We start from the raw sequence: 18525 nt of genomic DNA, 5'->3' as shown, positions 1-18525 counted from the left end.
GCGGTGACGGCGAGGTAGGTGTGGGCGAGCATGGCGAGGGTGATGTGGCGGTACCAGGCGTCGTAGCGGCGGACCTGGTAGTGGTCGAGGCCGATCTCGGTTTTCGCGGTCTGGAAGCAGTCCTCGATGGCCCAGCGGGTGCCGGCGACCCGGATGAGGGTGTCGTCGCTGGTGCCGGTGGGTGCGCAGCACATGTAGTAGGCGATCTCGAACTCGCCTTTGCTGTTCGGTGTCAAGGCTCGCCGTGCGAGTAACCACCGGCTCCAACCCGCGGCGGTCGTCCATTCGTAGACCGGCAGCGAGGCTACCGCCCAGTCGAACATGCGCGGCCCCTTCGCACCCTCACCGCAGCTCAGACGCTTCCACGCCTCCGGCGGTGCCTGCGCGACGAGATGGTCGGCACGAGTGCAGCCCGCGGTGATCGGGATGGTCTGACTGCGCGGCACCGCTACCACGTACCCGATGTGGCGGGTTTCGAGCCAGGTCCGGAACTTGTAGTCGCCGCCGTAGGCCTCGTCCGCGGTGACCCAGCGGGCCGGGACCCCGCCGTCCAGTGCTCGGGCGAGCATCTTCTCGGCGAGGGTTGCCTTGGTGGCGAACTCCACGCTATCGGGAATGTTCGCCTCACGGCAGCGGGCGCGGTCGGAGGTCCACGACTTCGGTAGATACAGTTCCCGATCGATCAGCGTGCGACCTTTGCTGGTAGCGTAGGCGCAGAAGACACCCAGCTGGCAGTTCTCGATTCTTCCAGCTGTGCCCGAGTATTGCCGTTGCACCCCAGCTGATTTCACGCCCTTCTTGAGGAACCCGGTTTCGTCGACGATCAACACGCCATCGGGATCACCGAGGTGCTCTACCGCGTAGGCGCACACATCATCGCGCACCCCGTCCGCGTCCCACGCGGCCTTGTTCAACAGCCGCTGCATCCCATCCGGAGTCAGATCCCCGGCCGCTTCCGCAAGCGTCCAGCCATTCTTCCCCGCCAACGGCGCCAACAGGCCCCGCACATACATCCGCGCCCGCAACCGCGGCTCCGCACGATAGAAACGCCCCGCAACCAGCCCAAACAGATCATCCAGCCCGGCTACCCACTCGGCCAGGTCCTCACTGATCGACACGACGAAAGACTATACCGCACAACATAACCAAGTGCGGCTGGAGTACTAGTACTCCAGCCGCACTTGGTGCGGCTGGAGTACTAGGCTTCGAATGGGGGTTCTCGAGTAGGCGTTGAAAGCACAGGGCCGCTCCCACCAGGATGCGCAACGCGTCTCGAGCCGATTCGAGTGCAGTATGAACCATTCCTATGCCCGTCGCACGCCGCCTTTCGCCTCCGCGCCGTGGCGGTCGCCCCGTGATCAGCTGAGTTTCCGGGTCCGCCGCCGTGGCGACATAGTCCTGCTGGCAGTACGTGGGCAGGCGGATGCCTTTACGCTGGCGCTGTGGCGCCAGCAGGTACGTGCCGCCGCGGATACGGTGGCCGGGCCTCAGGGCGCGCTCGTCGTCGACGCCACCCGACTCGATTTCCTGTCGGTGCGCAGCCTCGCGGCGCTGTCCGACGAAGCGCAGGAGTACCGGCGGGAAGGCATCGAGATCTTCCTGGTCACCGCCGAACCGGCCATCGCCCGGATCGCCCGCGCCGACACTCGCACCGCGCTGCTACCGGTGCGCTCGACGGTGGTGAGCGCGCTGACAGCCGTTCATCTCCGGGACCGGACACCGGATGTGGTTTCGGCGGACGGCGCGGGCCCGCGGGGTTCCGACGAGCGCGTCACCGCCGGAAATACGCCCCCGGGGTCAGCGCCGCACCTCGGAGGGCAGCGGGTGGTCGAGGTCCAGCGCCGGTAGTCCGTCGATGCTGTGACCGTTGTCCCCGGCGATCCGGCGCGCGTACTTCTCGTCGGGTGGGCGGGCGTGGTGTGCGTCGAGTACCGGCCGGCGCCTGCGCTTCGATGAACTGTTGCAGCGGCCCGTCCAGATGCGAAAACTCCTTGGCCATGGCTTCCGCACCGTCGATGGGCCGTACAGAGTATCGACGACACCGGCGGCCGTGAGGTGAGAAACCTCTCGGTCACGACCCATCCCCGGGTACGGTGCGCCGAGCCGATGATCCGCGGTGCCATAGTGGCCGGCGGCGCGGCACCCGGTCGGGATCGGCTTCGATCACCCGCGCATTCTGCGGGCCACCCGGTCACGCTCCTCGGCGATCGCGCGGCGGCGGGCGATCATGGCCTCGGCCGGCGAGCCACCGCCGACGATCGCGTGGTGCACCGCTTCGATGTCCTCGATACCTTCTCGCGCGCCCACCCCCGCCGCGGGCGTGATGGCGTGGTCCGCGTCGCCGACCAGGATCACCGGGGCGACGGGCGCCGCCGCCGTCGCGAGCGCGACATTGCGCGCGTTGGAAACATGGACCTGTTCGGTGGCCGCGACCAGCGTCGCGGCCAGTTCCCGCACGGAGCGGGGCGCCGCCTCCACCACCGCGGCGGCCCAGTTCCGCACCGGCACGATCCCGGTATCGCCGACCGGCAGCGGTTCCCATGCGATACGCAGGAACCACAGCGCCGACTCGGCGCCCGGCCGCCAGATATGGCCGAAGGTGGCAGCCGCGCGGGCGCCGGAGGCCGACTCGGCGTCGAAGTGCAGGACGAACGGGTCGGTGGGGCATTCGACCGGTGTCGCGGTCATTCCGTAGACCACCACATCTCCCGCGTACTCCGGGGTCCGGCCGGGTTCGGTGCCCGCGCGCGCCACCGAGTCGATACCGTCGGCACCGATCACCAGATCCCGCGCGGTCACCGTGCGGTCGCCGATACGCAGGGTGGTGTGCCCGGTAGTGGCGTCGACCGCGACCTCGGCGACCGGGCTGCCGTAACTGATCTCGGCGCCCGCGTGTACCGCGAACCGTTTCAGCACGGCGATCAGATCGCTGCGCAACCAGAACCGGTGCCTCTCGCTGGGCCGCCGCCGCGTCACACCGTCATCGGGGGTGTATCGCAGTTCACTCAGCGGATACGAGGCCGCGTGCAGTTCCGCCTCCGGCACGCCCAGCGAGATGAGACTGCGGTGGCCCCGGCCGTCGAGAATCAGGAACGCTCCGCCGCCCCCGCCGTTGCGCTGCTCGTAGACCGTCACCGGCCGCCCGGCCCTCGACAGCGCGCCGGCCAGCGCGGTTCCGGCAATACCGCCTCCCAGGATGGTGATCATCGGATCTCCTTCGGCGAGTGAGCGCGCACGTAACCGATCGGTGGGCGACAAGCGACCACAGCCGCTCACCACTCGCGACGGTGTTCCGGGGCCGGTGAGGCACCCGCTCGCATCCGGCCGGTGGGCACTGCGGTCCCTGGTGCCCAACATACAAGACCGGCAACGCATCCGGTCTACTCGACGAGGTTCTCGCTCTTCAACCAGTCGTAGGCCACATCGGCGGGATCCTCGCCGTCGATATCGACCCGGCCGTTGAGGTCCTGCATCAGATCATCGGTGAGACGCTCGGAGATCGTGGCGAGCAACGGCGCCAGCTGCGGGTAGCGGTCGATGATCTCACCGCGCACGACCGCTGTGCCGCTGTAGGGCAGGAAGAATTTCCGGTCGTCGTCGAGCACGACCAGCTTCAGATTCTTCACCCGGCCGTCGGTGGTGTAGATCATGCCGAAATTGCAGGGTGCGCTCTTGGCTGTCGCCGTATAGACGACCCCGGCGTCCATCCGCGTGACATTGCCCGCCGGAACGCCGTTGGGGTCGTTGTAGGGAATCCCGTACTTCTGCAGCATCGGAATGAAACCGTCGGAGCGACTGAAGAATTCGTCGTCGACGCAGAAGGTCCGATCGCCGACGGGAAGCGCCGCGACCTCGGACAGCGATGTCACGCCCAGTCGTTCGGCGGTGGGAGTCGACGCGCCGAACGCGTAGGTGTCGTTGAAATTGGCCGGTGGCATCCATTCCAGGTCGTAGTCGCGCTTCTCGATATCGTGGACGCGCTGCCACAGTTCCTGAGGATCGGAGATGGTCTCGGTCTGGTTGTGGTAGTTGACCCATCCGGTGCCGGTGTACTCCCAGAGGATATCCGCGTCGCCGTTGAGCTGGGCCTGGCGGGAGGAGGCCGAACCCGGCGCCCCGGTGAGATCGGTGACCTGCGCGCCGGCGGCCGCGAGATAGGTCGCGGTGATCTTGCCGAGCAACACGCCCTCGGTGAAGCTCTTCGAGGTCACCACCAGTTTCGCGCCGTCGAGCGGTAGCTGCCCGTCCGGCAGGCGCGCGTCGTGGAAGGTGCCCGACGAACTCACCAGGCCACATCCAGCGAGCAGCGCGACCGCCGCGAGGAGAACGGAAGCCGTGGTGACAAGTCGTGCCGCTGCCGAACTCATGACACACCTCGCGGGGTCGCGGCCAGTTCGACGAGTCGGCCCAGCCAGTCGATGGTCAATGCCAGGAGCCCGACCAGGATCGCGCCGGAGATGAGCAGTTTGGGCAGGAACAGCGTGACGCCGGTGGTGATCAGCGTGCCGAGGCTGGTGGCGCCGATGAACGTGCTCAGTGTGGCGGTGCCGACCAGGATGACCAGTGCGGTGCGGACACCGTTGAGGATCACCGGCACCGCCAGCGGCAGTTCCACCTGCAGCAGCGTCCGGGTGCCCGAATAGCCGATCCCCCGCGAGGCCTCGATGGTGCGCTGATCCACCTGCCGTAGCCCGACGATGGTGTTCTGCAGAATCGGCAGGACGGCGTAGACGACGAGACCGACTATCGCCGTGCGGAATCCGGTGCCCAGCCAGAATGTGAACAGCACGAGCAGGCCGACGGCGGGCGCGGCCTGACCGATATTGGCGATATTGACCGCGATCGGCTCGAATCGCTTCAGCCCGGGCCGGGTCAGCGCGATACCCAGTGGAATGGCGATCACCACCACGATGACCGTGGCCACCACGGTGAGTTCGATATGCGCGACGATGGTGTTGCGCAGGTTCCCCCAGCCCAGCGAGGCCTGCTCGGTCGTGGTGAACGTCGTCGAGCGGTACCACAGCAGGTAGCCGATACCGATCACCGCGATGATGAGCGGTTCGAACCACACATCGAGCGGGAGACGGCGTAGCCGGCTCATGACTGCTCGACCGATCCGGGTTCGTCGGCGGCGGCGACCACCGGGGTCGGCGCCGGATCGGTACCGTCGACGTAGGTCACATAGGACGCGTCCGGCTCGTCGGCGCGGGCCTCGGCCAGTTTGTCCCGGATCAGCTCGGTCACCGAGTCGATGCTCAGCGAGCCGACCACCGCGCCGCGGCCGTCGGTGACCAGCGCGGCGCCCTGACTGGTCGCGAGCATCGCGTCCAGTGCGTCGTTGAGCGTCGAGGACCGCGCGACCACCGGCAGCCGCCGGTCGAGGAAATCGGAAACCTCGGGTTTGGTGGCCAGTTCGGTGAGAGTCGGCCAGGACCGCGGCCGCCCGGCGCCATCCACGACGACCACCCAGCTGTGCCCGGCGGCTTTCGCGCGTTCGATCACCGCCGGTGCGGATTCGCCGATCCGGGCGGTGACCACCTTGTCCGATGGGACATCACGGACGCGGGAGACGGTCAGATACGCCAATTTCGCACCGGATCCGACGAACTCCTCGACGAAGGGGGTGGCCGGATCGGTGAGGATGTGCTCCGGGCTCGCGTACTGCTCGACATGCCCGCCCTCGGAGAGGATGAGCACCTTGTCACCGAGTTTGGTGGCCTCTTCGAAATCGTGGGTGACGATCACGATGGTCTTGCCGAGTTCGTGCTGGATAGCGATGAGGCTGTCCTGCAGGCGGGCCCGGGTGATCGGGTCGACCGCGCCGAACGGCTCGTCCATCAACAGCACCGGGGGATCGGCCGCCAGGGCGCGGGCCACACCGACGCGCTGCTGCTGGCCGCCCGACATATCCTTGGGGAGCCGGTCGGCGAAGGTGGCGGGGTCGAGGCCGACCAGATCGAGCAGGTACTCGGTGCGTTCGGCGATCCGCTTCTTGTCCCAGCCGAGCACACGCGGGATAGCGCCCACGTTCTTGGCGACCGACCAGTGCGGGAACAACCCGCCGGACTGGATGACGTAGCCGATCGACAGCCGCAGTTTGTCCGGGTCCTCGCGGGTGACATCGCGACCGTCGATGAAGATCCGGCCCTCGGTGGGTTCGATCAACCGGTTGATCATCTTGAGGGTGGTCGTCTTTCCGCAGCCCGAAGGGCCCACGAAGGCGACGATCTCGCCGGCGGGAATCTCGAGGTCCAGGCGTTCGACCGCGGGCTTGCGCTGCCCCTTGAACCGTTTGACGACCGAATCCAGGGTGATCGAAGCGCCGGTAACCGTACGCTCGGTCGTCGCCGTGGCCGTGACGCCACTGGTCACATCGTCGCTCATGGAGCCTCCTTCGAAGCGGGTTCATACGGTCCACGGAGACCGGAGCCAGGAGGGAGGTACCGCATCATGAGGCCTCCTTCGAAGCGAGTTCGTGCGATCCACGGAGACCGCAGCGAAGGCGGAGATACCGCACCTCGTTCGAAGCGGTCCCCCTTGGTCGGCGCAAGCCGCAGCGAAGGCGGAGGTATCCCCTCATGAAACCTCCCCCGAAGCAGTCCCACACCGCCGGCGGAAGCCGCAGCGAAGGCGGAGGTATCGCCTCATGACAGTCCCTTCGCGATCGTGAGGCGTCCGAGCAGGACGAGGAGCGCGTCGAAGACCAGCGCGATGATGACAATGAGAACTGTTCCGGTGAGGGCCATTTCGAGGGCGTTGGCACCGCCGAGCCGGGACAAACCGTTGAAGATCAGCGAGCCGAGCCCCGGGCCGAGCACGTAGGCGACGATGGCCGCGACACCGACGATCATCTGGGTGGACACTCTGATCCCGGTGAGGATCACCGGCCAGGCGATGGGCAGTTCCACGGTGAGCAGAATGCGCCACCGCGAAAAGCCGATGCCGCGCGCGGATTCGACGACCGAGGCCGGTACCGACCGCAAACCGACGATGGCGTTGCCGATCACCGGCAGGGCCGCGAAGAACGCCAGCATGATGAACGACGGGACGACGCCGAGTCCGAAGGGCACCAGCAGCAACGCCAGCAGTGCCAGCGAGGGTATCGTCAGCGCGACCCGGCTGGAGGTCAGTGAGAGGGCCGACAGCAGCGGCAACCGGTAGACCGCGACGGCGATGAGGACGGCGACGACGGTCCCGACCAGTACCGTCTGGAACGCCAGGGAGGCATGCTGATACGTCAGAAATGTCAGCAGCTCCCCCCGGCCTCGGATATAGCTCCACAGATTCACGGGATTCCCATCGTCGGCCGGAAATCGTTCGGCGCCCGTCCGTGCGGAGTCATCGGACGCGCAAGCTGTAAAAGATTAATCGATATCACCCGGCCGGATAGGGAAGGCGCGCGGCGAATACGGTCTTCCGCCGCCACATTCGTGCGTGTTCGCGCCCGGTGCCGGCGGCAATACGACACGGCACATTACTGTCGAGGGTTTCGCTCACGGGGAATCCATAACAATTGCGGCGGTGCGCGGCCGAGCGTGCGGACTTTCGGCGTACGTGGGGTCTGTGCACGTCACCCTGGACGACCGGCGGCCACGGGCCGGGTATCGCGCGGGATTCGCGGTCGATACCCGGTCCGGTGTGCGGCAAAGGCATTCGGCAACCGTTCCGGCAGGTGAGCGCGGTTACGCGGCGCGGGCCGGCGAGTCGACCGCCGAATAGTATTCGGCATCGCCGGAGATCACGGTGCTCGGCCTACCGTCGACCCCGACCGGGATTCCCCCGGCCAGCGTGATCCGGGTCAGCCGGCGATGCTCGGTGCCGTCGTAGTCGTCGATCGCGTAGTGCTGGGTGGCGCGGTTGTCCCAGATGGCGACGTCGCCCAGCGACCAGTTCCAGCGAGTGGTGTTCTCCAGCCGCGTGATCCGGTCCTGGAACAGCCGGAACAGCGCCTGCGATTCGGTGCCGGACAGACCCACGAACTGCTTCACGAATCCGCCGAGCAACAGGGCCCGTTCACCGGTCTCCGGATGCACCTCCACCACCGGATGCTCGGTCTCGAAACAGCTCGACTCGAATTCGCGCCGATAGGCGGTGGCGCCCTCGTCGGGGTTGTCCTCGGCGGTGGCGGCGTAGTCGTACAGGTTCGTATGCCGCGCGCGGAGGTGCTCGGCCAGCAGCCGCAGCGGTTCGGGCAGCGAGTTGTACGCGGCGACGGTGGAGGCCCAGGTGGTGGAGCCGCCGTAGCTCGGCAGGACGACCGCGCGCAGAATGGATGCCTTCGGTACCCGGTCGACGAAGGTGACATCGGTGTGCCAGCTGTTCGAACGGCCGTGCCGTGAATCGATGGCCAGACTCTTCACCCCGGCCGACCGGACGGTCGGATGCGGCGTCGTCGGGGTACCGAGCAGTTCCGCGAACTCGTACTGTCCGTCCTCGGTGAGGTGGTCCTGGCCGCGGAAGAAGATCACCTTGTGCTCGGCGAGCGCCGCGCGGATCCGGGTGACGGTCTCCAGGGGCAGATCGCCACCGAGCCGGACCCCGTCGATCCGCGCGCCGATATGGGTACCGAGCTTGGTCACCTGCACGGTGGTCGCGGTGTCAACAATGTCGACGGGCATATCCGGGGCCTTTCGCTCGTATCCGACGATCGACTCGGATGAAACCAGCGCGGGACCGCCGCAACCAGGGTTTCGGTCACCGGGATCGTAATGGGCGACCACTCGGCGAACCGGTCACCGGGGCTGCTCGGCACCCCGGCACCCGGCCGGAGCGCCTCGTGCCGCATCGACCGCGCCGCCGGAGACGGGCCGGTGACCCATAGAATGCGGGCCGCGGGGCGAGGCAGCCGTCGCCGGCGAGCACGCCACCGGCGAACCGGAACGAGAGGGCGATATCGAGATGATCCTCGCCGAGGAGCCGCTGCTACGCGCGCCCGACCTCTATATCGACGGCGCATGGGTCGCGCCGGCCGCCGGCGGGATCCGGGAGATCCGCAACCCGGCGGATGGCGCGGTGATCGCCGCCGTCGGCGAAGCCGGTGCGGTGGATGGGTGCTGGAACAGGCGGGGCTGCCGCCGGGCGTGGTGAACCTCGTACCGGTGGTGGGGTCCGCGCTCACCGGTACGCCCGAGGTCGATCTGATCTCCTTCACCGGTGGCGCCGCGCCCGGGCCGGCCATCGCCGCGCGGGCCGCCCCGCACATCACCCGGGTGGCCCTCGAACTGGGCGGTAAGAATCCGCATATCGTGTTCGCCGACGCGGACCGTGCGAGCGCGATCGACGCGGTGCCGACCGGCGCCTTCCTGCATTCGGACCAGGTGTGTTCGGCCGGTACCCGGCTCATCGTGGAGGAGTCGATCGCCGACGGGTTCGTCGCGGAACTCGCCCGGCGTGCCGGCGGGATCAGGCTCGGCCCCGGGACGGAACCCGCGTCACAGACCGGACCGCTGGTCTCCCCGGAGCATCGCGCCGCGGTGGAGACCCACGTGGCCCGCGGTCTCGCCGAAGGCGCGGTTCTGGTCGCCGGGGGGAAGCGGCCGGAGGACCCCCGGTTGGCCGCCGGCAGCTACTACCTGCCGACCGTGCGGGACCGCTGCCGCCGCGATATGCGGATCGTCCAGGAGGAGATCTTCGGCCGCCCCGTACTCACCGTGGAGCGGTTCGCTACCGAGGCCGAAGCCGTCGAACTGGGTAACGACACGTCCTATGGACTCGCGGCCGGCGTGCGCACCGGCGATGCGGCCCGCGCGAACGGGTGGTCCGCGCACTCCGCACGGCACGGTGTGGCTCAACGATTTCGGCCCCTACACCCCCGCCGCCGAATGGGGTGGGTTCGGGCGTTCGGGTATCGGCCGCGAACTCGGACCGAGCGGGCTGGCCGAGTATCAGGAGATCAAGCACATCCGGCACAACACCGCGCTGGCGGTGGGCGGCTGGTTCGCCTGAATCCGGGCCGGTGTACGGGTCGGGCAACGGCTCCGGCGCCACGCGGATAGGTCGAGCCCAGCGCCGCGACACTCGCGTCGCTCCCGTGACAGCCTATGGGAGCGCCCTAAGCTGAAGCCGTGACCACTTCCGGTTCCTCCTCCAGCAGGCCCGGCGAATCCGGACCGGTGGCCCCCACCGGTGTCGGCCGCACCGCACTGATGGTCGCCGCCGCCCGGGCCGCCGAGTCGGCACGGCCGGACGCCCTGTTCGTCGACCCCTACGCCGCCGATTTCCTGGCGGCCGCCGGCGGCGAGGAGTTCGCCGGCGGCGCCGACGCGGCACGTATGTGGGACTCCTTCAGCAGCTACCTGCCCATCCGAACCCGCTACTTCGACGACTACATCCTCGACGCCGCCCGTACCGTCGAGCAGGTCGTGCTCGTCGCGGCCGGACTGGACACCCGGGCCTTCCGGCTTCCGCTGCCGCCGGAGGTCGTGGTGTACGAACTGGACACCCCGGAAATGCTCACCTTCAAACAGCGGGTCCTCGACACGCAGGGCGCACAACCCGCCGGCCGCCGGGTGACGGTGCCGGCCGACCTCCGCGAGGACTGGGGTGCCCGGCTGGTGGCGGCCGGGTTCGACCCGTCCGCTCCGGCGGCCTGGCTCGTCGAGGGGCTGCTCCCCTATCTGAGCCCTGAGCACAACGATCGGTTGCTGGCCGAGATCACTGGCCTGTCCGCCGCCGGGAGCCGGTTGTCGATCGAGTATCTGCATGTGGACTCGGTCGCGCTGATGGCCGCCGCGGCGGCCGGCGAAGGCGGCTCGGAGATCACGGCGATGTGGCAGGGCGGCGGCGTAGGCGAGCCCGCACAGCCCTGGCTGGCCCGGCACGGCTGGGACGCCGAGGCCTCCGACACCTACGAACGCGCCGCCGCCTACCAGCGGGACCTACCCACGCTCGGCGACACCATCATGGAACGCTTCGCCGAGGCGTCCCGCCACGGCCTGGTCACCGCCCGGCGGCACTGACGGGCGGCGGGCTCACCCCCTCGGACCAGCGGTTTGCCCAGCGCCCGGCGGCGCCGCATATCGGCCAGATGCTTGTCCCATCCGCCAGCGTTCGGGCCCGAGCCGCATCACGGTACCGATCGCGCGCATGATCAGCTCGAAGGCGCGTTGCCGCCGCGGGCACCAGGCAGCCCCAGTTCGTCCCGGTACCGCTGGGTCAGGAAGCCGGTGGTGAAGAACCGGTTGACGGGCCGGAAAAGTACCCGTTCGACGCGCCCGTACGGTCCGAGCTCCACAACCTTTTCCCGCAGATACCGTTTCGTCGTCGATCGAGATCTGCGCGGACCTGCGCTCCCAGTATTCGGCGAACGCGGCCCGACCGGCCGGCCACATCTCCGGGCGCATCTGCAGCGTGGTCCCGAATCTGCTCGACTCCCGGTACAGCTCGTCGGCGTAGTCGGCGTCGAGCGGACCGTACAGGTATTCCAGTGAATCGACGACACCGCGATAGATGCACGCGGCGACCCACAGCTGCAGTTCCGGGTCGAAGGCGTTGTATTTCACCGCGCTGCCCGGCCGGGACCGGACCTGCCGGTGTGAGGTGTTGGTCGCCTCGCGGTAGGCGGCGCGTTCCTCGTCGGTACCGAGCATGGCCACCGCGAGATAGGTCAGCGTCGTGCGGCCGCGTTTGCGGCTGGGTGCGGGCAAACTGGGCGCCCGCGTCGTGCTGATGAACACCGTCGTCCGGCGTCCAGAGCCGGAGAACTAGACGCGTGGTCCCGATTTCGGTGGGGTCGGTGTGAAAAGAATTGGACACGACAACTCCAGATCGTGGTAGCGATCCGGTCGCGCGGGTCAGTGGTGCGCGAACCCGATGAGGACAGGCTGAAACAGGCCCGAGCGGGCCATATTCATCAACCTCCTCATCCGCCGAGCACGAATCGGTTGCCGACACCAGCCCGGCTCCCGTGTGGTGGCAAACCCGGGCACGAGGCAGCGCGACGGCCGCGTGTCGCGCCGACGCCATCCGGTGACGGTCGCCGCGACCTGTCAGATCGGCGCGGCGGGTGCCGAATACTTCGCGCGCAGTTCGGTTTTGAGTACCTTCCCGCTGGCGTTGCGCGGCAGTTCGGCGACCACCGCGACCTCCCGGGGACATTTGTAGCCGGCCAGTTGCGTCCGGGCGAAGGCCTCGATATCCGCGGCGGTCGGCGGGGCGGCGGGATCGACCGGCACGACGACCGCCAGCGGTGTCTCGCCCCAGGTGGGATCCGGCACGCCGATCAACGCGATATCGGCGACCCCGGGATGCCCGGCCAGCACGTTCTCCACCTCGGCACAGTAGATGTTCTCGCCACCGGAGATGATCATGTCCTTCTTCCGGTCGACGACGTACAGGTAGCCGTCCTCGTCCTGGCGCACCAGATCACCGGAGTGGAACCAGCCGCCCGCGAAGGCCTCCGCCGTCGCCTCCGGTTTGTTCCAGTACTCCCGCATCACCGTCGGCCCGCGGTAGACGATCTCGCCGACCTCGCCGGGCGCGACATCGTTCATCTCGTCGTCGACGATCCGAACCTCGACATTCAGGATGGGGGTGCCGACCGAGCCGATCTTGCGGATGGCGTCTTCCCCGCGCAACGTGCAGGTGATCGGACTGCATTCGGTCTGCCCGAACGCGGTCGACACCGAGGCCTGCGGGAAGGTCTCGATCATGGTGCGCAGCAGGGTCGTCGAGGCCGGGGCCGCGCCCCAGGAGATGTGCCGCAGCGCGGACAGATCGTATTCGGCGATCCCCGGGAGGGCGCAGATCGCCTGCCATTGCGCGGGGACGAAGAAGCAGCTCGAGACCCGTTCACGTGCGAGCAGCTCGACCGACGCGGCCGGGTCGAAACCACCCGAGGGCGTGATCACGAACGTCCCTCCGGGCAGCAGGCACATCAGATAACTCGACAGACCCGCGATATGGAACAGCGGCGCACCGTTCAACGCGACCCGGTCGTCACCGGATACACCCTGGTGCAGGGCGACACTGAAGGCGTGTAGCAGCAGGTTGTCGTGGGTCAGCACCGCACCCTTGGGGCGTCCGGTGGTCCCCGAGGTGTACATGATGTATGCCGGGTCGCGCTCGTCGACGGCCGGTGCGGCGAACTCGGGGTCCGCGTCGCGCAGCGCCGCCTCGTAGTCCGCACCGTCCTCGCCGCCGCTACCCCCGATCACCAGGCAGGACCGCAAGTGCGGCGCCTCCCGCCGGGCTTCGGCGAGTCGAGTGGCGAACCGTGCGTCGACCACGGCCGCTGTCGCGCCGGAATCCGCCAGCAGATAAGCGATTTCCCCGGCCACCAGCCGGAAATTGAGGGGCACGCCGATCGCGCCGAGCCGGTTTGTGGCCAGGAACGTTTCCACGATCTCCATCGAGTTGAGGCCGAGAACGGCGACCCGGTCCCCCGCGGCGATACCGCGGGCCCGCAAGGCGTCGGCCAGCCGGGAGACGCGCTCGTCCAGTTCTCGGTAGCTTCGGGAGACTCCGGCGAACCGCACCGCCGGGATGTCCGGGATCTTGCGGGCGTGCCGCGCCAGCTGTTCGCCGGCGGTCATTCCTCGAGATATCGGGTGTGAACTACTGGCCATGGCGGGCTCCACATCTCGGTCGATCGATGCGAAGCGTACGCCGGTCACCTCGCACCCGGACCGCATTCGCCATACCCGTCCGGCCCCTCCGAAGCCCTCGATCAGGCCGACCCTGCCCGATCCCCCGCCGATATCCGCCCGGTGACCAGTAGCAGTATGTCGGCAATCGGTGCGACCAGCGGAGCCCCTGTTCCAGCCGACCACTCCGCATCCGTCGCGATCAGGCGGTGACCGGCCAGTACGCGCTGCGCACGGAACGGCCGTCCCATCCGCCACACCCGCTCGACCGACCACCGCGCCGCGTCCACCGGCATCTCGCGCCGCATACCGAGCGGTACCGCGATGTCCTGTCCGTGTACCAGCAGATCCATCAGCCGATCGAGGGCTGTCGTACCCACTGGGGTGTGGCGCAGTTCGATCACGGCGCGCAGTTCGGCGAGAAGGGCCTCGGACGAGCGGCGGTTCGCGTAGCGGACGGCGGTCGCGAAGCTCATCCGGTCGAGATCGCCGCGAGCACGCAGCAGTTCCCACAGGATTTCGCCGGCTCCGGCGCGTGAGGTGAGCAGGATATGGGCGACGACGTCGCGGATCCGCCACCCGGCACACCATGATTGCCGGTCCCACTGCTGTTCGGTCAACCCGTCCAGCAGCTCCGCCAGACTCCTGCGTTCGGCAGCGACGGCCGCCCAGACTTGTTCGCCGGAAACGATCTCGGTGCTCACTGTCCTACTACCTCCTGTGCTCGATGGGCCTCCGCTACGGTAGGAACTCCACCCGGGTGGAGGTTCCAGTAGAAGTGACTCACATCACAAACATGCGCGCTGCGGTGGGCATCGGCGAAGCGTCGCGGCGCACCGGTATCCCCGTCCGGACCATCCGGTTCTACTGCGACGAGGAGCTCCTGCCGGCCCACCGCACCAGCGGCGGCCATCGGGTGTTCACCGAGGAGACGCTCACCCGATTGACATCGATCCGGCGGTTGCGCGCCCTCGGACTCGGCCTGCCCGTGATCGCCGCGATACTCGCCGACGAGGACGCCACCCGCGGCGTCGTGGCCGGCGAGCGGGTGGCGGTGGAAGCCGAACTCGACGCGCTGTCGTGGCGGCACGCGGTGTTGCTCGCACTCGAGGGGACCCGCGACGAGGACCGCACGGTGACGCTCGCGCGGCTCGCCGGGGTGGCCGAACGCGGGGCGGCCCGCGATGTACTCGTCGGATTCTGGCGTCGCGTCCTGGCCGCGATGCCACCGGGCCTCTTCGACGAGTTCGTGGCGATGGATATTCCGGCGGTACCGACGACGCCTACCCCCGGCCATGTTCTCGCGGTCGCCGAGCTGGCGGAATTGGCGCGGAGCCCGGAACTCGGGCGGGAGATATCCCGTCGGCTGTGGCTGTCCGACCGCGCGTCGATCCGCGACGAGCGGGCCCTGATCGCCGAACTGGCGCCCGCGCACACCGGCGCCGCGCAGCGCGTACTCGCCGGTGCCGACCCGGGGCCCGGCCCGGAACTGGACCTGTTCGTCGCCGCGCACGCTGCGGCCCGGGGCAGCCGGGACACCTCGGCTTTCCGGCGCCGGCTGGCGGACAGTGCGACCGGTCATCCCGCGGTTACCCGGTACTGGGCACTGACCGCCCGGGCGCTCGGCACCCCGCATACCACCGGCACCACCCAGGAGTGGCTGCACACCGCTCTCGACCGGTCACTGGAGCCGCACGGCAGGTGACCGGAGCCGGCACCGTAAGAGTGCGATGGTCCCGTTATGGGCGCGGCGCCGACAGCACTGCGCCGCACGAACCCAGTGGTTCGTGCGGCGCACGATATGCGGAGCGGAAGGGCGTCAGTTATCCGGGCGCGGGACGTCGCCGCGCCAGCCCCCACTCTCCTGGGGGCGGGATTCGATGAACTTCTTGAACCGCTCCAGATCGCCCTTGACCCGGCGATCCAGCAGGCCCGCCTTGTCGGCGACGTTCTCGGCGAGCCCCTCCGGATCGATATCCATCTGGGTGATCACCCGGGTCGTCGAATCATCGATCCGGTGGAAGGTCACCACACCGGCGTGCTCCGGACCGCTGTCCGAGCGCCAAGCGACCCGCTCCTCCGGATGCTGCTCGGTGATGGTGGCGTCGAATTCCCGAGCGGCGGGGCCGATCTTGATCTTCCAATGCGTATGTGTGTCGTCGATCTGGTCGACCCGTTCGACGCCTTCCATGAACTTCGGGAACGTCTCGAACTGCGTCCACTGGTTGTACACGGTGCGAATCGGTACCTTGACCTCGGTGGACGCGGTGACAGTGCTCATGGGACAACAACCTCCCTCGGGTCCGGTGTGACCGCTGCCGCCCGTAGTTCGGCACCGGCCGGCCGGACAGTCGGCTTCGGTACGTCGAGCGGCTACCCCCGCCCCGGAGGCACAAACCCCGCTACCGAAGATCGACTCGGCGGATTGACCGGACGGATTCGGGGAATCCCGGGTTCGACAGGTACACAAACTCTTTCGAGGAGGTGGACCGTGAGCATCGTCGCCACGACACACAGGAACCGCCGAACAGCCGCTATGACGACGACCCGGTTCGGACGTCCGGGGTCCGCGCGCTCACTGCTGATCGCCTGGATGGCCCTCATGGCCTTCGTCAGCCTGGCGCTGGCCCTGCTCTGACCGGCCGCCGGCACCCGCGGCGGGGTCAGTAGGCCCCGTCGCCCCGGGCGACTGCCCGCAGGGTGCGGGCGATGATCCGCAGGTCCAGCAGCATGGACCAGTTCTCCACGTAGGAGATGTCCAGTTCCACCGATTCCTCGGGGGACAGGTCCGACCGGCCGCTGACCTGCCACAGTCCGGTGATCCCGGGCCGTACCAGCAATCGCCGGCGCATCACGCCGTCGTAGGAATGGACCTCGCGGCGGACCTGCGGCCGCGGTCCGACGACGCTCATATCGCGGAACAGCACATTGAAGAACTGCGGCAACTCGTCGAGGCTGTACCGGCGCAGGAACCTGCCCACCGGGGTCACCCGTGGGTCGTCCTTGAGTTTGAAGAACAGCGGGTTGCCGCCGTGGGCGCTGATCAGTGCGGCGGCTTCCCGGTCGGCCCGCACGTACATACTGCGGAACTTGATCATCCGGAACGGTTTACCGTCCATCCCGATCCGCTCCGACAGATAGAAGACCGGCCCGGCGCTGGTGAACTTGACGGCGGCGGCCAGCACCAGCAGTACCGGCGCGATCGCGGTGAGGACCAGGGCGGAGAAACACAGATCGAACACCGCCTTGCCGAACGAGAGCGCCCGATCGTACTGGGGCCGTTCGATGTGCAGCATCGGAATACCGGCCAGCACCTGGCTCGACATCCGGGTGCCGGAGATATCCATGATGCCGGGCGCGACGATGAGTTCGGTGCCGAACGCGTCGAGATCCCAAGCCAGCCGGCGGATATCGCGCGGGCCCAGCCGGTCGGTGGCCATGACGACCACGGTATCGGCGCCGCTGCGGCGGACCGCGCTGCGCACCGACCGGTCGTTGCCGACGATCGGGATATCGCGCTGCCCCACGCGCAGGGCGGCGGGTTCGTCGAGCGCGTCCCCGGTGGGGGTGCAGACCCCGACCACGTGATAGCCGTGCATCTCCTGCGCGGACAGCGCGGTCGCCACGGCACGGGCAGCGTCCGGACTGCCGACGACCAGGACCGAGCGGCGATAGCGGCCCAGCGCCCGGCGCCGCATCGCGTGCGCGCGCCACAGCGCCCGGGTCGACATCAGGCCGAGCAGACCGAGCGGGAGCGCGATCACCAGGTGGGCGTGCGCGATATCGACGCGCAGGATCAGCGAGACGATCGCGATGGCGCCGAACAGCTGGAGAGTGGCCGAGAACAGGCGGCGGTATTCGTCGGCGCCGGCACCCACGGTATGCGGGGAACGGGAGCCGTTCCAACCCAGCAGAATCGACCATCCGGCCGCGACGCCGAGCGTGAGCGCGGTGGTACGCGGCTCGAATTCCCAGCCCAGGGAGTGCCCGGACGCGATGCTGAACAGTTGCGCGCACAGGGCCGCCGCGGTGACCACCGCGATATCGGTCCGGGCGAGCCGGCGGACATATCCAGCCCGCCAGGAGTCCCGGTCACCGGGATTCGGCAGGTGCAAATCGACCGCGCCACCGACCACACGGAGATCCAGAACCATGAAACGTACCCGCTTGAACTTTGAACGACCGTGCCCCGGCTGTCGTGCGCGACAGCCGATCACACGCTTTTTCCAGGAAGCCCGGCTTCATGACGAGAAGACCGGGCCGATCTTGTTGCAGAAGTATTGCCCCCATCGACGCCGGGCACAAGTGCTGGAATCGGAATTCCCACCGAACACGGGTCCGCACCGGCGCCGAATGCCGGGAAATGACCCATTTCGGTTACCCACCATCGTTATCCGGACACCGATCGTTACAGGGTTTGCTGAACATATGCCGTAGGTCACTTCTGCGCAGAAGTCCGCTCGGACCGTGTCGCAGATGCGCCGGATTGGTGCTATTTTTTCCGTCGATCGGCAGAGAGAAGATGCTTCTCGGGGCTGCGGGGCGCCGCCGATGTACGTGACCGTTCGAGTGGAGCCCGAGTGCATTGTCGTTTGTGTGAGTCGTCCCGGCTGGCCAGTGTCATCGACCTGGGGGCGACACCTCCTTGCGAGAGTTTCCTCTCCGAGGATCAGCTAAACCTGCCGGAATCCACCTATCCGCTACATCTCCGGGTGTGCGCGGACTGTCTGCTGCTGCAGATACCGGCGCTCATCACGCCCGAGGAGACATTCACCGAATACGCCTACTTCTCGTCGTATTCCGAGTCCTGGATGCGGCACGCGCGCGAGTTCACCGGCGCGGCGGTCACCCGGCTGGGTCTCGGACCGGACTCGTTCGTGGTGGAGGTCGCGAGCAACGACGGCTACCTGCTGCGCAATGTGGTAGCGGCGGGTATTCCCTG

18 protein-coding genes and 1 pseudogene are annotated in these 18525 nt (G+C 68.1%); 6 read left to right on the top strand and 13 right to left on the bottom strand.

The window, feature by feature from the left end:
* The coding region (locus ACLML9_RS20140; protein WP_411946985.1) for an IS701 family transposase at positions 1-1112 on the bottom strand (1112 nt) is incomplete at its 3' end.
* 181 nt (positions 1113-1293) lie between these two features.
* Here ACLML9_RS20140 and ACLML9_RS20135 point away from each other — a divergent pair.
* On the top strand, positions 1294-1848 hold the full coding sequence (locus tag ACLML9_RS20135; RefSeq protein ID WP_411946984.1) for an STAS domain-containing protein: 555 nt from the start codon (positions 1294-1296) through the stop codon (positions 1846-1848).
* Between the two features lie 315 nt (positions 1849-2163).
* On the opposite strand, the gene ACLML9_RS20130 is transcribed toward ACLML9_RS20135, so the two are convergent.
* The 7 genes from ACLML9_RS20130 to ACLML9_RS20100 form a co-directional block, all read right to left on the bottom strand.
* On the bottom strand, positions 2164-3207 hold the full coding sequence (locus ACLML9_RS20130; RefSeq protein ID WP_411946983.1) for an FAD-dependent oxidoreductase: 1044 nt from the start codon (positions 3205-3207) through the stop codon (positions 2164-2166).
* A gap of 173 nt (positions 3208-3380) precedes the next feature.
* Positions 3381-4367, bottom strand: a complete 987-nt coding sequence (locus tag ACLML9_RS20125) for a glycine betaine ABC transporter substrate-binding protein (RefSeq protein ID WP_411946982.1) — start codon at positions 4365-4367, stop codon at positions 3381-3383.
* A complete protein-coding gene (locus tag ACLML9_RS20120) occupies positions 4364-5101 on the bottom strand; it encodes an ABC transporter permease (RefSeq protein ID WP_411946981.1) in 738 nt (245 codons plus the stop codon). The genes ACLML9_RS20125 and ACLML9_RS20120 overlap by 4 nt, the downstream gene beginning before the upstream one ends.
* Positions 5098-6384: an ATP-binding cassette domain-containing protein gene (locus ACLML9_RS20115; RefSeq protein ID WP_411946980.1), complete on the bottom strand. Its 1287-nt coding sequence runs from the start codon at positions 6382-6384 to the stop codon at positions 5098-5100. The genes ACLML9_RS20120 and ACLML9_RS20115 overlap by 4 nt, the downstream gene beginning before the upstream one ends.
* A 260-nt stretch (positions 6385-6644) precedes the next feature.
* Positions 6645-7289 carry an ABC transporter permease gene (locus ACLML9_RS20110; protein WP_411946979.1) on the bottom strand — a complete coding sequence of 215 codons (645 nt, stop codon included), beginning with the start codon at positions 7287-7289 and terminating at the stop codon, positions 6645-6647.
* Positions 7290-7374: 85 nt separating this feature from the next.
* Complete coding sequence (locus ACLML9_RS20105) at positions 7375-7497, bottom strand: hypothetical protein (RefSeq protein ID WP_411946978.1); 123 nt, start codon at positions 7495-7497, stop codon at positions 7375-7377.
* A gap of 185 nt (positions 7498-7682) precedes the next feature.
* Positions 7683-8618, bottom strand: coding sequence for a TauD/TfdA dioxygenase family protein (locus tag ACLML9_RS20100; protein WP_411946977.1), 936 nt, complete (start codon positions 8616-8618; stop codon positions 7683-7685).
* 280 nt (positions 8619-8898) lie between these two features.
* Between ACLML9_RS20100 and ACLML9_RS20095 the strand changes: the two genes are divergently transcribed.
* From ACLML9_RS20095 to ACLML9_RS20085, 3 genes and pseudogenes are all read left to right on the top strand, one after another.
* Positions 8899-9087 carry a hypothetical protein gene (locus tag ACLML9_RS20095; RefSeq protein ID WP_411946976.1) on the top strand — a complete coding sequence of 63 codons (189 nt, stop codon included), beginning with the start codon at positions 8899-8901 and terminating at the stop codon, positions 9085-9087.
* Positions 9051-9945 (top strand): annotated as a pseudogene (locus ACLML9_RS20090) (aldehyde dehydrogenase family protein); the annotation flags it as partial. The gene ACLML9_RS20095 and the pseudogene ACLML9_RS20090, both read left to right, overlap by 37 nt.
* A gap of 119 nt (positions 9946-10064) precedes the next feature.
* The gene (locus ACLML9_RS20085) at positions 10065-10958 is read left to right on the top strand and encodes an SAM-dependent methyltransferase (protein ID WP_411946975.1); all 894 of its coding nucleotides are present in this window, start codon (positions 10065-10067) and stop codon (positions 10956-10958) included.
* A 12-nt stretch (positions 10959-10970) separates the two neighbouring features.
* Here ACLML9_RS20085 and ACLML9_RS20080 read toward each other — a convergent pair whose 3' ends face one another.
* The 3 genes from ACLML9_RS20080 to ACLML9_RS20070 form a co-directional block, all read right to left on the bottom strand.
* Complete coding sequence (locus ACLML9_RS20080; protein WP_411946974.1) at positions 10971-11645, bottom strand: oxygenase MpaB family protein; 675 nt, start codon at positions 11643-11645, stop codon at positions 10971-10973.
* 342 nt (positions 11646-11987) lie between these two features.
* Positions 11988-13532: a long-chain-fatty-acid--CoA ligase gene (locus ACLML9_RS20075; protein ID WP_411946973.1), complete on the bottom strand. Its 1545-nt coding sequence runs from the start codon at positions 13530-13532 to the stop codon at positions 11988-11990.
* A 134-nt stretch (positions 13533-13666) separates the two neighbouring features.
* Positions 13667-14287 carry a maleylpyruvate isomerase family mycothiol-dependent enzyme gene (locus ACLML9_RS20070; RefSeq protein WP_411946972.1) on the bottom strand — a complete coding sequence of 207 codons (621 nt, stop codon included), beginning with the start codon at positions 14285-14287 and terminating at the stop codon, positions 13667-13669.
* Positions 14288-14379: 92 nt separating this feature from the next.
* On the opposite strand from ACLML9_RS20070, the gene ACLML9_RS20065 reads away from it, so the two are divergent.
* Positions 14380-15288 (top strand): MerR family transcriptional regulator, encoded by a 909-nt coding sequence (locus ACLML9_RS20065; RefSeq protein WP_411946971.1) that lies wholly within the window; start codon positions 14380-14382, stop codon positions 15286-15288.
* Between the two features lie 114 nt (positions 15289-15402).
* Here the strand turns inward: ACLML9_RS20065 and ACLML9_RS20060 are convergent, their stop codons facing one another.
* Both ACLML9_RS20060 and ACLML9_RS20055 read right to left on the bottom strand, forming a co-directional pair.
* Complete coding sequence (locus tag ACLML9_RS20060; protein WP_411946970.1) at positions 15403-15864, bottom strand: SRPBCC family protein; 462 nt, start codon at positions 15862-15864, stop codon at positions 15403-15405.
* A 382-nt stretch (positions 15865-16246) separates the two neighbouring features.
* Positions 16247-17737, bottom strand: a complete 1491-nt coding sequence (locus tag ACLML9_RS20055) for a sugar transferase (protein ID WP_411946969.1) — start codon at positions 17735-17737, stop codon at positions 16247-16249.
* A 426-nt stretch (positions 17738-18163) separates the two neighbouring features.
* Here ACLML9_RS20055 and ACLML9_RS20050 point away from each other — a divergent pair.
* Positions 18164-18525 (top strand): class I SAM-dependent methyltransferase (locus ACLML9_RS20050; RefSeq protein ID WP_411946968.1); only part of this gene is annotated, 362 nt, incomplete at its 3' end.

Origin of the sequence: Nocardia sp. NPDC002869, from assembly GCF_046764065.1 — a bacterium.
GTDB lineage: Bacteria > Actinomycetota > Actinomycetes > Mycobacteriales > Mycobacteriaceae > Nocardia > Nocardia rhamnosiphila.
Note: the sequence above shows the minus strand (reverse complement) of the source record. Positions and strands in the feature narration are given on the sequence as shown.